Genomic DNA, 14968 nt, shown 5'->3' on the forward strand with positions numbered 1-14968 from the left:
CCTAGTAAAAGCATCTGTAGGTGAAGACGGTAAGCTACAAGTATTTGCGGGTAACAACAAAGTTGACGGCGAAGTGTCATTCTCTGGTGGTCTAGCTGGTGAGCTAAGCTTAGGTGAAGCTAAAGCAGTAACCGTAGATACGATTGACGTAACATCGGTTGCAGGCGCACAAGAGTCGGTAGCTATTGTTGACGCGGCACTGAAATACGTAGACAGCCACCGTGCAGAGCTGGGTGCTTTCCAAAACCGTTTCAACCATGCAATCAGCAACTTGGATAACATTAACGAGAACGTGAACGCATCGAAGAGCCGTATCAAAGATACAGACTTCGCGAAAGAAACGACTCAAATGACCAAGTCACAAATTCTATCGCAAGCGTCAAGCTCAATTCTTGCGCAAGCGAAACAAGCGCCAAACTCAGCGCTAAGTCTACTAGGTTAATTCATTAACTAAAGACAAGAACCTCATTGGCTCGTGGTGAGAGATGAGCGAGTAAACCCAGCTTCGGCTGGGTTTTTTTCGTTTTGATGTCTAAGTGATTAAACTGTAAACGAAAATAGAGTATAGGTGAGATGTAAATCACACTTGAGGATGCCGATTAAAAAAATCGCAAAAAAAATTAATTTTCTCCTAAAGGATATCCAAAGGTCGCCGTTAAAGGGACTGAGAGAAATGAGATGTACCTAAGTGAGGTGAGAGACACGAGGGTACATTAGCAAAAGCCTTAAGGAGATCAATTATGGCGATTAACGTTAATACTAACGTCTCTGCAATGACCGCACAGCGTTACCTAAACCAAGCGGCTGAAGGTCAACAAAAATCAATGGAGCGTTTGTCTTCGGGCTACAAAATCAATAGCGCGAAAGATGATGCTGCAGGTCTACAGATTTCAAACCGTTTGAATGCACAGAGCCGCGGCCTAGATATGGCGGTAAAAAATGCAAACGACGGTATTTCTATTGCACAAGTAGCTGAAGGTGCAATGAATGAATCTACCAACATCCTACAACGTATGCGTGACCTATCGCTTCAATCTGCGAATGGTTCAAACTCTAAAGCTGAACGTGTAGCGATCCAAGAAGAAGTAACAGCGCTAAACGATGAGCTAAACCGTATTGCTGAAACAACTTCGTTCGGTGGTAACAAACTTCTAAACGGTACTTACGGTACTCAATCTTTCCAAATCGGTGCAGACTCTGGTGAAGCAGTTAAGCTTTCTATGGGTAACCTACGCTCAGACACGACAGAAATGGGTGGTAAGAGCTACGCTGCAGAAGAAGGTAAAGATGCGTCTTGGAAAGTAGGCGACAACACTGAACTAAGCATGAAGTACACAACTAAGCTTGGTGAAGAGAAAGAAGTTACTATTCAAGCGAAGAAAGGCGACGACATCGAACAGCTTGCGACCTACATCAATGGTCAAAATGAAGATGTAAAAGCTTCTGTTGGTGAAGATGGCAAACTTCAAGTATTTGCTGCGACTCAAAAAGTAAATGGCGAAGTTGAGTTCTCTGGCGGCCTAGCGGGTGAGATCGGCTTTGGCGACGCAAAAGATGTATCTGTAAAAGATATTGACGTGACTTCAGTTGCGGGGGCTCAGGAAGCGGTTGCTGTGATTGATGGCGCACTTAAATCTGTAGACAGCCAACGTGCTTCTCTAGGTGCATTCCAAAACCGATTCGACCATGCGATCAGCAACTTAGACAACATTAATGAAAACGTTAATGCATCTAAGAGCCGCATTAAAGATACAGACTACGCGAAAGAAACAACGGCGATGACTAAGTCGCAAATTCTTCAGCAAGCGAGTACTTCTATTTTAGCTCAAGCGAAGCAGTCTCCTTCTGCAGCGCTAAGTCTGCTGGGCTAATAGGGTCGACTAAGCCTGAGTTTTAGGTCACCATAGCGATAGAACTCTATCGCTAGCTATTAAGGTGGAAGGGAGAGTGTGATGGAAATATCCTCTTACGCATCGAACATCCAGCCTTACGGCTCACCTAGTGGCATAAAAGTTGCTAAAGAAAATGGCGGAGACGAAGCTAGAATTTCAAGTCCAACAGGGGCTAGCACTGTAAATGCAGCGAAAGAACCTGAACATGACTTCTCTGTTCAAGCAGCATTAGAAATTGCTGAACAGCAAAAAGAGCTGAACAGAGAAGAGCGACAAAAGATTGTGGATCAAATGAATGAGTTTGTTACATCCATCAATAAAGGCGTCGCATTTCGTGTGGATGAAGAGTCAGGTAGAGATGTAGTGACGATTTATGAAGCCACCACTGGTGATGTAATTCGCCAGATACCTGATGAAGAAATGCTAGAGATATTACGTCGTCTAGCCGCACATTCTGCTAACACAGGTTTGTTAGTAGAAAAGGTGTAAGTCGTTTTTGAGGTGATTTGATGAGTTTAGGCCCTTTGGGTATGTCTGGTGGCATGGATATTAATTCCATGGTCAGCAAAATTGTGGATGCGGAGCGTGTGCCAAAACAGCAACGCATCGACAATGAGCGAATGAAGATAGACACCAGCATCAGTGCCTATGGGCGACTCAGAGAATCATTGGATACGATGAAAAATCTCATGGCGAACTTTCGCCAAGAGAAAGCATTTGCCGTTCGTAAAGTTGATACAACGGACGATGCGGTCGTGTCAGCAACTGCAACCACTGATGCTATAGCTGGTAAGTATGCTATCGATGTGTTGCAGCTTGCACAGAGCCATAAACTGGCGTCGGATGTTGTTCCTGAAGACGCAAAATTTGGTCCTGGTAAGCTGCAGATTTCATTAGGTGACAAAGACTTCGAAGTTAATGTCAGTGCTGGTACTAAACTAGCCGATGTTGTTCGTGGAATAAATGGAGCCAAGGGTAACCCTGGTGTCCGTGCCTCCATCATTAACGATGTAGAAGGGCCACGTCTGATCCTTGCCTCGAATCAATCAGGCAAGGACCATCAACTTCATATCAATGTTGATTCTGAGGTGGGGAATCCACTTAAGAAATTTGAATACAAAACGTTAGAAGAGCGAGTAAAAGCGCTCGAAGACGCTCGCAATGCAGCGGAAGAGATCATTGGTCCGCTAACCTCTCCAGAAAATGACAAACTCGCTGATCCAAATGCTCCGCAAGAGCTTGATGAGCAAGGTAACCCTATTCCTCCTGAAGAAGCCTCATCTCCGCAGGAAAACGCCTCTGACGCTGATAAGAATGAACCTATTTCATCATTTGGTGCAGAAGCGGCAAAAGCTGGTCAAGCGGCGATAGATCAAGCGCAGAAGAAAGCTGGCATGATGCCTGAAGATAGCATCGGTGGCTGGTCAGAAGCGGCATCTGGAACTTTGCTGGACTCTTATCGCACGCCCGAGCTTGAGCTTGATGAAAAGGCGATAGGAAAAGCACCAGATATTCCCGGCTGGACAAATACTGCATCAGGTACCCTGACAGATTCATACGTCACTGCTAAAGAAGCACAGCAACAGCTAGAGCAAGAAAAAGCAGAGATTGAACAAAAAATCGCTGACGAGAAGCAGGAGCTGGATGAAAAAGTAGCTCGTGGAGAACTAACGCAAGATCAAGCTACTCAAATGCATAGGGCGAAGCTTGACCCCCAAGAGCGTGAAAAGCTTGAAAAGATTGACGTAGCTGAAGCGAAATTAGAAAAAGCACAAAAATCGTTTGAGACTTATATGGGGATGGCTCAGGTTCAAGCCGGTCAAGACTCACTAGTTGTACTTGATGGTGTTGCTCAACTTTCTAGTCACAACAACGTCATAGAAGATGCGGTTGAAGGTGTAAGCTTAAGTTTGAAAGGCACGACACCTAAAGACAAGCCTGCTGCAGAAATTGGCGTTGAATATGATAGGCAGAGTGTACGCCAAGACATAGAGACGTTTGTCTCGGCATACAACAACTTCTATCAAACCTCCAAAGCGCTATCCGGCGTCGACCCGATGACTGGACAAAAAGGCCCCTTGGCTGGTGATAGTACCGTTAGGAGTGCTGACTCTAGATTGAAGTCAGTATTTTCGACTCGTATTGAAAAAGCGCCAGAGAATCTTAAATCACTCACTGAATTTGGCATCACCACCACTCGGCAAGGTACGCTAGAGATAAACTATGAGATGCTTGATAAGCAGCTCAATAATAACTTTAACGAGCTAGAAAAGTTTTTTGGCGGCAACACAGGTTTCGCTAAGCGGATAGAAGATGCCATTCATGGTATTACTGGTATCACGGGTTCTATCAGAACTAGAGAAAAAAGCCTTACAGAACAAAATTATCGTTTAAATGACGATCAGGCGGCATTAGATCGCCGCATCGAGGGTCTTGAAAAGCGCACACATAACAAGTTTACAGCCATGCAAGACGCTACCGGCAAAATGCAGGGGCAACTCGGTGCATTAATGAGCGCGTTGGGCTAATAAATGGAATCTGAACTAGCAAGCTTGCGTGACCTCGATCAACTAATTTCTCAAGAATTAGAAAAAGTTGAACTAAATACTGAAGAAATTTTGCGTTTGGTCGATATTAGGGAACAGATGTTGCAAAACCTGCTACCTATTGTCCAAGGCAATATTGATTTGAAGCAGGATGCGGAGTGGCATGCAGTGGTCACTCGAACTAAAGAAATTGTTGAGCTGATGCAGTGTGAAACGAGTCAATTAGGGAAGCAGCTCCATAAGCTTCGTTACGGCCAACGTTCGCTTCAGCAGTACAAAAAATTTACATAAAAGAGGAATACTATGCGCGGTTCATTACAGGCATATAAAAAGGTTTCAGTTGACAGCCAACTAAGTGCTGCATCTCCGCACAAAGTAATTCAAATGCTGATGGCTGGTGCAATTGAACGTTTGATTCAAGGCAAAGCAGCGATGCAAGCAGGCAACATTCCTGCAAAAGGTGAGCGTCTTGGCAAAGCGTTAGACATCATTATTGCACTGCGTAGCTGCTTATCTATGGATGACGGTGGTGACATTGCTTCAAACTTAGATTCTTTGTATGAGTTCATGATTACTCAGATTTCAGCAGCTAATCATCAAAATGATCCTCAACCTATTGATGATGTTATCGATATTATTCGAGAGATCAAATCAGCATGGGACCAGATTCCACAAGAGTTCCACAACCTAACTGCGGCTGAAGTTGGTATTTAATATCGAAAACAATACTTTATGACAGACATATTGTATTGCTACTGATTGCACACTAATTGATGCATTAAAGTTTCAATCGAGCTCACACCTCTATATTGCTTGGTTGCCTTATTTTTTTATTCAAATAAAATAGAAGTCATTAGTGGCCCTAATGGCTTTTTTTGTTGCTGATTTTCTTATTTTGTCTATCGTTATTTGAGACGGCCTCTTATTCGTTCACTCAAATTCGCTTATCAAGGTTTGGCCGCAACACACCCAAAACAAAGGCAATTATTCTTACTTATGCAAGGTTTGGCAAAGCTGCTTGTAATCGATGACGACGCTTCGAGTCGCTTGAATATAAGCAATATATTGGAATTTGTTGGAGAGAGTTGCGATGCTGTCAGCTCTAAACAACTGGACGAAGTGGATTGGTCTGGTGTTTGGTCTGGTTGTATTGTTGGCAATATATCCAATGCTCAAACGATGACTCAAGTTATCGCTTACTTGAGTCAAGCGCACCATATTCCTTTGCTTGTCATGGGACCGTTACCTCTTTCTGTCGATGAGCTTCCTAACTATGTTGGAGAGTTAGAGCTACCTCTGAATTTCCCTCAACTGAGTGAAGCGCTGCGACACTGTAAAGACTTTTTGGGTCGAAAAGGTGTCAATGTCGTTGCTTCTGCGCGAAAGAATACGCTTTTTCGAAGCCTTGTAGGTCAAAGCCGCGGTATTCAAGAAGTTCGTCATCTGATTGAACAAGTATCGGGGACAGAAGCAAACGTATTGATTCTTGGTGAATCTGGTACTGGTAAAGAAGTTGTTGCTCGAAATATCCATTACCATTCAGCACACCGCAATGGTCCATTCGTACCGATTAACTGCGGTGCTATCCCACCAGAGCTATTAGAAAGTGAACTCTTTGGTCATGAGAAAGGGGCGTTCACGGGGGCTTTAACATCTCGAAAAGGTCGCTTTGAGCTAGCCGAAGGCGGTACAATTTTCCTTGACGAAATCGGCGATATGCCAATGCCGATGCAAGTAAAATTGCTACGTGTTCTCCAAGAGCGATGCTTTGAACGTGTTGGTGGTAACACGACGATTAAAGTCAATGTTCGTGTTGTTGCCGCAACCCACCGCAATTTAGAGCGCATGATTGAAGAGGGTTCGTTCCGCGAAGACTTATACTACCGCTTGAATGTTTTCCCAATCGAAATGCCAGCGTTGAAGTCTCGTAAACAAGATATCCCTTTGCTCCTGCAAGAGCTGATGGCACGTTTAGAAGCGGAAGGTGGATTACCAATCTGCTTCACACCAAGAGCTATAAATTCTTTAATGGAGCATCACTGGCCAGGCAACGTAAGAGAGTTGGCTAACTTGGTCGAGCGTATGGTGATTCTTTACCCAAACAGTTTGGTTGATGTGAATCACTTGCCAACCAAATATCGCTACAGTGACATTCCAGAGTTCCAACCTGAAGGAAATCCATTTACTTCGGTCGAAGAGCAAGAAAGAGATGTATTCCAAGATATTTTCTCAGAAGACTTCAATTTTGATGAACAGAGTGATTTGGACCACAACCTCAATGCTCCACAAGGCTTACCACCAGAGGGTGTTAACCTAAAAGAACTGTTAGCCGATTTAGAAGTTAATATGATTAGCCAAGCATTAGAAGCGCAAGGTGGGGTCGTTGCCCGTGCTGCTGATATGTTAGGCATGCGTCGAACCACACTGGTCGAGAAGATGCGTAAATACAATTTACAACGCTAGTCCTAGTAAAAATCGACAATAAAACCACACTTTTATTAGTGTCAACTTCTTGTCGAGGGATTAACTTCATGATAAATATAAAAAATAGCTTGGCACGTTAATTGCGTACCAAGCTATTTTAGTATTTAAATGGCGATATCTCGACAGGCAGCAAATGGACAATAAAGCAAACCAGTCCCACTTAGACTCGGTAGAAAACCAAGTTGAGCAGTACAAACAAGTTCTGGACGTAATGCCTGCCGGTGTCATCTTGCTGGATACACAAGGTGTTGTCAGAGAGGCGAATCCGGAAGCTCATCGTATTCTTGAAGTACCACTGGTTAATGAAAAGTGGTTCAACGTCATTCAGGCCGCCTTTGACCCTCGTGAAGATGATGGACATGAAATTTCATTGAGAAATGGTCGTAAGGTGAGACTCGCGATTTCTGCTTCGACAACTGGACAGCTGATATTGATCACTGACCTAACAGAAACGCGCTTACTCCAATCACGAGTGAGTGACTTGCAACGTTTATCGTCCTTAGGCCGAATGGTGGCTTCTCTAGCACATCAAGTGAGAACACCGCTTTCAAGTGCGATGCTTTATGCGTCCAACCTTGCCGCGCCAAATTTACCGCCGGCGACAAAAGAGCGCTTTCAAAGCAAATTAATGGATCGACTGCACGATTTGGAAAAGCAGGTCAATGATATGCTGCTTTTTGCTAAAGGTGATGATAATAAGGTTATTAAACCTTTCACGATTGCCCAGCTAGTCGCCGAATTTCAACCAATGGTCGAAACAGCACTTAAGAACAATCAAATCGACTATTTCCAAGAGGTTGAAGAAGAGGAAACGGTATTGCTTGGTAATGCCAACGCTATCGCATCTGCTCTTAGCAACTTAGTGATGAATGCGATCCAGATTGGCGGTAAAGAATCACAAATTGATGTCTTTTTCCGACCAGTGAATGGAGAGCTTCGAATCTCGGTTCAGGACAATGGTCCAGGCGTTCCCGACGAACTACAAACCAAGATTATGGAACCGTTTTTTACAACACGTTCCCAAGGCACTGGCCTAGGGTTAGCCGTTGTGCAAATGGTCTGCCGTGCCCATGATGGCAGACTTGAACTTCTTTCAGAGCAGGGTGATGGAGCCTGCTTTACCATTTGCATTCCACTCGAGCGAGTGCAAGCAGAGTCCGAATAGTGCTGACACTGCGAACAAGAATTACTGGAGAATCGTAATGGCGCAAAGCAAAGTGCTTATCGTTGAAGACGATGAAGGTCTTCGTGAAGCATTAGTAGATACACTTGCTCTAGCTGGCTATGAGTGGTTAGAAGCAGATTGTGCAGAAGATGCACTGGTTAAATTGAAATCCAATGCCGTTGATATTGTTGTCTCTGATGTTCAGATGGCAGGGATGGGGGGCCTCGCTTTACTGCGTAATATCAAGCAAAACTGGCCTAACTTACCTGTTTTGTTGATGACAGCGTATGCCAATATTGAAGATGCCGTTTCTGCAATGAAAGATGGAGCCATTGATTACATGGCCAAGCCATTTGCACCTGAAGTGCTGCTCAACATGGTGAGCCGTTATGCGCCTATCAAATCAGACGATAATGGTGACGCTGTTGTTGCTGATGAAAAGAGCCTTCAATTACTTGCTCTTGCTGACAAAGTTGCCCGTACTGATGCAAACGTGATGATCCTAGGACCAAGTGGTTCAGGTAAAGAAGTGATGTCGCGCTATATCCATAATGCATCAAACCGTAAAGACGGTCCGTTTGTTGCCATCAACTGCGCAGCAATTCCGGATAATATGCTGGAAGCAACGTTGTTTGGCTACGAGAAAGGCGCCTTCACGGGCGCGGTACAAGCGTGCCCGGGTAAGTTCGAGCAAGCACAAGGCGGCACTATCTTATTGGATGAAATCAGTGAGATGGACTTAAACCTACAAGCAAAACTACTGCGTGTATTACAAGAGCGTGAAGTGGAGCGCTTAGGTAGTCGCAAAAGCATTAAGCTGGATGTGCGTGTACTTGCAACCAGTAACCGCGATCTTAAGCAGTATGTGTCAGAAGGCAACTTCCGCGAAGACTTGTATTACCGTCTGAACGTATTCCCAATTTCATGGCCTGCATTATGCGACCGAAAAGGGGATATTGAGCCATTAGCGAAGCACCTTGCTGAAAGGCATTGTGGTAAAATGGGAATGCCAGTCCCAAGTTTTTCTTATGCCTCAATCGAGAAGCTGCTGAGTTATCCGTGGCCGGGGAATGTTCGCGAACTTGATAACGTTGTTCAGCGCGCTCTTATCTTAAGTGATAATGGTGATATCGAAGCTGAACATATTCTTCTAGAAGGCGTTGATTGGCAGGATGCGAGCAGTCTGCAAAGCGTCGTTCAGAGCGGTAATGTTGTTGTGCCTGACGTTAAACCTGTTGCGGAAGCGGAGCCACTGCGTGGTATGGCAAGTAGCGAAGGTTTGGGAGGGGAATTGCGAGATCAAGAGTACGCAATTATTCTAGAAACCCTTATAGAATGTAACGGCCGCCGTAAAGAAATGGCAGAAAAGTTGGGCATCAGCCCTCGTACTTTGCGTTATAAACTCGCCAAAATGCGTGATGCGGGTATAGAAATTCCGGGTTAATGCATGGGTAAATAGCCATAAGACAAAAGAGTAGCTACACTATTGAGCTTATTGTCTTATGGCACGCAACTTGCTGCGTCAATAAATAGATTTATATTAGTCGTCAAACTTTTGGCTTAGAGGTGACAATGAAAATTGATGGTCTTCAATCACAAATGCGCGCCATGATGGTAGAGGCGAGTAATACTGCTCCCGTTGCAACTGGTGCAAAAGTGGGCGCAGATTTTGGTGATCTTTTAACTAAAGCCATCAATAATGTTAACTCATTACAAAAAGCGTCAGGAGATCTACAGACTCGCTTTGACCGCGGTGACGCTGACGTATCCCTTTCTGACGTTATGATTGCACGAAACAAATCGAGCGTCGCATTCGATGCAACTGTCCAAATTCGAAATAAACTCATTGAGTCTTATAAAGATCTCATGAACATGCCAGTTTAATTTAGGTAACAAGTGTGGCAGAACAGTCTACAGATTTAACCGTCTCTGATGGCGGAACCGATGGCGCTCTTGTCTCTAGCTCGGATATTGATGTTGAAGGTCAGAATCCAGATCTAGAAGAGCGCAGTGCATCAAAATTTGATATGGCAGTAGGTGATCTTGATCTACTGCGACAGGTCGTACTTGTACTTTCCATTTCTATCTGTGTCGCGTTAATTGTGATGTTGTTTTTCTGGGTTAAAGAGCCAGAAATGCGACCGTTGGGCGCCTATGAAACGGAAGAGCTCATTCCAGTTTTAGACTACCTAGATCAGCAAAAAATCAATTACAAACTCGACGGTAATACGATCTCCGTTGAAGCGAGTGACTATAACTCTATTAAGTTGGGTATGGTTCGTGCTGGTGTAAATCAGGCGACGGAAGCCGGAGATGATATTCTCTTACAAGATATGGGTTTCGGTGTATCGCAACGTCTAGAGCAAGAACGTTTAAAACTCAGTCGTGAAAGGCAGCTTGCCCAAGCAATTGAGGAAATGAAGCAAGTTCGTAAAGCGCGTGTCTTACTTGCATTACCTAAGCACAGTGTTTTTGTCCGTCATAACCAAGAGGCTTCCGCCTCGGTATTTTTAACCTTATCGACAGGGGCGAATCTCAAACAGCAAGAAGTTGATTCTATTGTCGATATGGTCGCCAGCGCTGTTCCAGGGATGAAAACTTCTCGAATTACGGTGACGGATCAACACGGACGCCTGCTTAATTCAGGTTCGCAAGACCCAGTTTCAGCCGCACGCCGTAAAGAGCAAGAACTTGAGCGCAGCCAAGAGCAATCTCTGCGAGAGAAAATAGACTCTGTACTTTTACCTATCTTGGGTTACGGAAACTATACCGCTCAGGTCGATATTCAAATGGACTTCAGTGCGATCGAGCAGACACGTAAGCAGTTCGATCCAAATACCCCTGCGACACGTAGTGAGTATGCCCTTGAAGATTATAACAACGGTAATATGGTTGCTGGAGTTCCGGGAGCACTAAGCAATCAGCCTCCAGCAGATGCATCTATCCCGCAGGATGTTGCGCAAATGAAAGATGGCTCGGTGTTAGGTCAAGGTTCGGTACGTAAGGAATCCACCCGCAACTTCGAGCTAGATACGACCATTCGTCATGAGCGCATGCAAACAGGGGTGATTAACCGCCAAACTGTTTCCGTCGCAATCAAAGAACATCGCAGTGTTAATCCAGATACCGGTGAAGTGACATATACCCCGCTTAGCGAATCCGAAATAAATGCAATCCGCCAAGTTTTGATTGGTACAGTCGGTTTTAGTGAAGCACGTGGTGACCTACTGAATGTCCTAAGCGTTAAGTTTGCAGAGCCAGAAATGGAACAGTTGGCCGATACGCCAATTTGGGAGCACCCGAACTTTAACGATTGGGTTCGTTGGTTTGCAAGCGCACTAGTTATCATTGTAGTTGTCCTTGTTCTTGTTCGTCCGGCTATGAAGAAACTTCTTAACCCAGCTGCGGACGATGAAGATGAAATGTATGGACCAGATGGCCTCCCAATTGGTGCAGATGGTGAAACCAGCCTGATTGGCAGTGATATCGAGAGTAGTGAACTGTTTGAATTTGGTTCAAGCATCGATCTACCAAACCTTCATAAAGATGAAGATGTATTGAAAGCGGTTCGTGCGTTAGTTGCGAACGAACCAGAGCTTGCCGCTCAAGTAGTTAAGAACTGGATGTTGGATAATGGCTAACGATATTGTTCCTCAAGAAGAGAATGCGGGCGTACCTGCAGAAATTGACCCATCAACCATTTCTGGTGAAGAGAAAGCGGCAATTTTGCTGTTGAGTCTCAATGAACAAGATGCAGCAGGGATAATTCGACACCTCGAACCAAAGCAGGTTCAGCGCGTTGGTAGCTCAATGGCGAGAGCGAAGGATCTTAGTCAGGATAAAGTTTCTGCAGTACATCGTGCGTTTCTAGAAGACATCCAGAAATACACCAACATCGGTATGGGCAGTGAAGACTTTATGCGCAATGCGCTGGTGGCTGCACTAGGTGAGGACAAAGCGAACAACCTTGTTGATCAAATTCTACTTGGTACTGGTTCAAAAGGTCTTGATTCATTGAAATGGATGGATCCTCGTCAGGTAGCGAGCATCATTGTCAATGAACACCCGCAAATTCAAACTATCGTATTGTCATACCTTGAAGCGGATCAATCGGCAGAGATCCTTTCTCAGTTCCCTGAACGTGTGCGCCTTGACCTGATGATGCGAATTGCCAACCTAGAAGAAGTTCAGCCATCTGCATTGGCAGAGTTGAATGAAATTATGGAGAAGCAGTTTGCTGGTCAAGCTGGTGCACAAGCCGCGAAGATTGGCGGCCTGAAGGCAGCAGCAGAGATCATGAACTATCTCGACAACAACGTCGAAGGTTTGCTCATGGAGCAGATTCGAGACCAAGACGAAGATATGGCGACGCAGATTCAAGATCTTATGTTTGTATTCGAAAACCTTGTCGAGGTGGACGATCAAGGTATTCAGAAATTGCTGCGTGATGTACCTCAAGATGTTCTGCAGAAAGCACTTAAAGGCGCTGATGACTCTCTACGTGAGAAAGTCTTCAAGAACATGTCTAAGCGTGCAGCTGAGATGATGCGCGATGATATTGAAGCAATGCCACCAGTACGTGTTGCGGATGTGGAAGCGGCGCAGAAAGAAATTCTGGCTATTGCAAGACGAATGGCTGACAGCGGAGAAATCATGCTATCAGGCGGCGCGGACGAATTCCTATAATCACTACAGCCCTGCACCATTCTCCGCAGGGCTAATTATCTTCAAAGCTAAGTACACAGTAGGTGCCCCATGGTCGGTGATAGAAAACGTGGCTTTATTCGCCCTGACGAAGAGGATTCGATGGTTGAACCTCAGCGCTGGGGTTTACCAGACTATGCTGATGCTAGCTCTAAACAGGCGAAAGAAACAGCCTTTAATTATGATCCTGGTTGGGTACCCAATTTTGATGAACCTGAAGAAGAGCAAGTTCTTGAATTAACAGAAGAGCAAATCGAGTTAATTAAGCAAGGAGCGTATCAAGAAGGGTTGCATCAAGGCCAAGAAGCTGGTTTTAAGCAAGGCTACGAAAAAGGCAAAGATGAGGGTTTACAAGCTGGCCATGCGGAGGGTTTAGAACTCGGTAAAGTCGAAGGTGTGACTGCAGGGCAAGAGTACATTCAGCAGCAAGTCGAGACCTTTATCAACCTTGCTAACCAGTTTGCCCAACCGCTAGAGCTGATGAATGCTCAGGTCGAAAAGCAATTGGTAGACATGGTGTTGTGCCTTGTAAAAGAAGTGGTTCATGTAGAAGTTCAAATGAATCCTCAAGTCATCCTTGATACGGTGAAACAATCGGTGGAAGCACTTCCAATCAGTGGACACCCGATCACTTTGCATCTTAACCCCGATGATGTCTCTATTATTCGCTCTTCTTACGGGGAAAGTGAGTTGGAGTTTCGTAACTGGACGCTCGTTGCCGAGCCAGCACTAAATCGTGGTGATGTACAAATCGCAGCCGGAGAATCGAGTATTAACTACCGAATGGAAGAGCGTATTAAGCAAGTGATTCAAAGTTTCTGTGGAGCCAATCGCCACCAAGGAGGCGAGTAAGCCATGCTTGCGTTAGCAGAGCGCCTTAAAAGCTATAAAATCGAAGGGCTTACCACGAGACCTGTCGCTTCAGGTAAGCTCGTCAGAGTGGTGGGTTTAACGTTAGAGGCAACAGGGTGTCGTGCACCGATTGGTAGTTTGTGCTTGGTTGAAACGATTTCTGGGCATATGGAAGCAGAAGTCGTCGGCTTCTCTGGTGACAACCTATTTTTGATGCCGAGTGAGCAAATCACAGGCATTCTTCCTGGCGCGAGAGTGACGCCACTGACCAGCGAAGCAGGCCTGCCGGTAGGCATGGAGCTTTTGGGACGCGTTATCGATGGCGTTGGTAACCCGCTTGATGGACTAGGTCCGTTGTATACAGAGCAGCGTGCTTCTTTCAATGCCGAACCCATCAACCCTCTCTCACGTAAACCGATCTCAGAGCCACTGGATGTCGGCTTGAAAGCAATTAACGGTCTGCTGACGGTGGGTAAGGGTCAGCGTATCGGTCTGTTTGCAGGTTCCGGTGTGGGTAAATCGGTAACCTTAGGCATGATGACTCGAGGAACAACGGCTCAAGTTGTTGTCGTTGGCCTGATTGGTGAGCGTGGTCGAGAAGTTAAAGAGTTTATTGAGGAAATTCTTGGTGAAGATGGCCGACGACGTTCCGTCGTTGTCGCTGCGCCCGCTGATGCATCGCCTCTGATGCGTCTGAAAGGCTGCCAAACTGCGCTAACGATTGCCGAGTATTTTCGAGACCAGGGTTTAGATGTCTTGCTATTAATGGACTCATTAACCCGTTTTGCTCAAGCTCAGCGTGAGATTGCGTTGTCAGTCGGTGAGCCGCCAGCAACCAAAGGCTATCCACCTAGCGTATTTGCTAAGCTTCCAGCGCTCGTGGAACGTGCGGGTAATGGTAGTCCTGAGCAAGGTTCGATTACGGCATTTTTTACGGTTTTAACTGAGGGCGATGACCTTCAAGACCCAATTGCGGATGCATCACGAGCGATTCTTGATGGTCACATTGTTCTTTCTCGTGAAATGGCGGATGCCGGTCACTACCCAGCGATTGATGTAGAGAAGTCAGTCAGCCGTGTTATGCCGCAAATCACGACTGAAGAGCATGTACTGATGTCAAAAGCAGTTCGCCAGGTGTTGTCGATTTGCCGCAAGAACCAAGACTTGGTGTCAATCGGAGCCTACAAGCCGGGCACCGATCCAGCTATTGATGGTGCATTTACCATCAAACCAAAACTGGATGAATACCTACAGCAACGGATGAAAGAGTCGGTGCCGTATGACATGTGTGTGAATATGTTGAAAAGCCTCTTGGGTGGGTAATA

14 protein-coding genes are annotated in these 14968 nt (G+C 45.4%); all 14 read left to right on the plus strand.

What is annotated here, in order from left to right:
• On the plus strand, positions 1-442 hold a 442-nt coding region (locus ACTS60_RS20700; RefSeq protein WP_440886968.1), incomplete at its 5' end, for a flagellin.
• A gap of 298 nt (positions 443-740) precedes the next feature.
• Positions 741-1871 (plus strand): flagellin, encoded by a 1131-nt coding sequence (locus ACTS60_RS20705; protein WP_088880495.1) that lies wholly within the window; start codon positions 741-743, stop codon positions 1869-1871.
• A gap of 81 nt (positions 1872-1952) precedes the next feature.
• On the plus strand, positions 1953-2381 hold the full coding sequence (gene flaG, locus ACTS60_RS20710) for a flagellar protein FlaG (protein ID WP_440889797.1): 429 nt from the start codon (positions 1953-1955) through the stop codon (positions 2379-2381).
• A 20-nt stretch (positions 2382-2401) separates the two neighbouring features.
• Positions 2402-4420: a flagellar filament capping protein FliD gene (gene fliD, locus ACTS60_RS20715; protein WP_440889798.1), complete on the plus strand. Its 2019-nt coding sequence runs from the start codon at positions 2402-2404 to the stop codon at positions 4418-4420.
• A gap of 3 nt (positions 4421-4423) precedes the next feature.
• Positions 4424-4729 carry a flagellar protein FliT gene (locus ACTS60_RS20720; RefSeq protein ID WP_440889799.1) on the plus strand — a complete coding sequence of 102 codons (306 nt, stop codon included), beginning with the start codon at positions 4424-4426 and terminating at the stop codon, positions 4727-4729.
• Between the two features lie 12 nt (positions 4730-4741).
• On the plus strand, positions 4742-5152 hold the full coding sequence (gene fliS, locus ACTS60_RS20725) for a flagellar export chaperone FliS (RefSeq protein WP_010449633.1): 411 nt from the start codon (positions 4742-4744) through the stop codon (positions 5150-5152).
• Between the two features lie 282 nt (positions 5153-5434).
• Positions 5435-6901, plus strand: coding sequence for a sigma-54 dependent transcriptional regulator (locus ACTS60_RS20730; protein ID WP_440889800.1), 1467 nt, complete (start codon positions 5435-5437; stop codon positions 6899-6901).
• A 154-nt stretch (positions 6902-7055) separates the two neighbouring features.
• The gene (locus ACTS60_RS20735) at positions 7056-8087 is read left to right on the plus strand and encodes a sensor histidine kinase (RefSeq protein WP_440889801.1); all 1032 of its coding nucleotides are present in this window, start codon (positions 7056-7058) and stop codon (positions 8085-8087) included.
• Between the two features lie 37 nt (positions 8088-8124).
• Positions 8125-9531 (plus strand): sigma-54-dependent transcriptional regulator, encoded by a 1407-nt coding sequence (locus ACTS60_RS20740; RefSeq protein ID WP_440889802.1) that lies wholly within the window; start codon positions 8125-8127, stop codon positions 9529-9531.
• Positions 9532-9659: 128 nt separating this feature from the next.
• The gene (gene fliE / locus ACTS60_RS20745) at positions 9660-9971 is read left to right on the plus strand and encodes a flagellar hook-basal body complex protein FliE (protein WP_010449625.1); all 312 of its coding nucleotides are present in this window, start codon (positions 9660-9662) and stop codon (positions 9969-9971) included.
• 14 nt (positions 9972-9985) lie between these two features.
• Entirely contained in the window at positions 9986-11728 is a 1743-nt protein-coding gene (fliF, locus tag ACTS60_RS20750; protein WP_409575600.1) for a flagellar basal-body MS-ring/collar protein FliF, read from the plus strand.
• Complete coding sequence (gene fliG / locus ACTS60_RS20755; RefSeq protein WP_440889803.1) at positions 11721-12773, plus strand: flagellar motor switch protein FliG; 1053 nt, start codon at positions 11721-11723, stop codon at positions 12771-12773. The genes fliF and fliG overlap by 8 nt, the downstream gene beginning before the upstream one ends.
• Before the next feature lie 69 nt (positions 12774-12842).
• A complete protein-coding gene (fliH, locus tag ACTS60_RS20760) occupies positions 12843-13643 on the plus strand; it encodes a flagellar assembly protein FliH (protein ID WP_440889804.1) in 801 nt (266 codons plus the stop codon).
• Between the two features lie 3 nt (positions 13644-13646).
• Positions 13647-14966 (plus strand): flagellar protein export ATPase FliI, encoded by a 1320-nt coding sequence (gene fliI, locus ACTS60_RS20765; RefSeq protein WP_010449616.1) that lies wholly within the window; start codon positions 13647-13649, stop codon positions 14964-14966.
• Positions 14967-14968 lie beyond the last annotated feature (2 nt).

Origin of the sequence: Vibrio sp. WZ-1, assembly GCF_052037695.1 — a bacterium.
In the GTDB taxonomy this organism is placed as follows: Bacteria; Pseudomonadota; Gammaproteobacteria; order Enterobacterales; family Vibrionaceae; genus Vibrio.

Excerpts from the sequence above, each read along its gene's own strand:
- fliH (WP_440889804.1), top strand. The coding sequence starts at position 12,843 with ATGGTCGGTGATAGAAAACGTGGCTTTATTCGCCCTGACGAAGAGGAT.
- ACTS60_RS20730 (WP_440889800.1), top strand. The coding sequence starts at position 5,435 with ATGCAAGGTTTGGCAAAGCTGCTTGTAATCGATGACGACGCTTCGAGT.
- fliE (WP_010449625.1), top strand. The coding sequence starts at position 9,660 with ATGAAAATTGATGGTCTTCAATCACAAATGCGCGCCATGATGGTAGAG.
- ACTS60_RS20735 (WP_440889801.1), top strand. The coding sequence starts at position 7,056 with ATGGACAATAAAGCAAACCAGTCCCACTTAGACTCGGTAGAAAACCAA.
- ACTS60_RS20705 (WP_088880495.1), top strand. The coding sequence starts at position 741 with ATGGCGATTAACGTTAATACTAACGTCTCTGCAATGACCGCACAGCGT.
- fliD (WP_440889798.1), top strand. The coding sequence starts at position 2,402 with ATGAGTTTAGGCCCTTTGGGTATGTCTGGTGGCATGGATATTAATTCC.
- fliI (WP_010449616.1), top strand. The coding sequence starts at position 13,647 with ATGCTTGCGTTAGCAGAGCGCCTTAAAAGCTATAAAATCGAAGGGCTT.
- ACTS60_RS20740 (WP_440889802.1), top strand. The coding sequence starts at position 8,125 with ATGGCGCAAAGCAAAGTGCTTATCGTTGAAGACGATGAAGGTCTTCGT.
- ACTS60_RS20720 (WP_440889799.1), top strand. The coding sequence starts at position 4,424 with ATGGAATCTGAACTAGCAAGCTTGCGTGACCTCGATCAACTAATTTCT.
- fliG (WP_440889803.1), top strand. The coding sequence starts at position 11,721 with ATGGCTAACGATATTGTTCCTCAAGAAGAGAATGCGGGCGTACCTGCA.
- flaG (WP_440889797.1), top strand. The coding sequence starts at position 1,953 with ATGGAAATATCCTCTTACGCATCGAACATCCAGCCTTACGGCTCACCT.
- fliS (WP_010449633.1), top strand. The coding sequence starts at position 4,742 with ATGCGCGGTTCATTACAGGCATATAAAAAGGTTTCAGTTGACAGCCAA.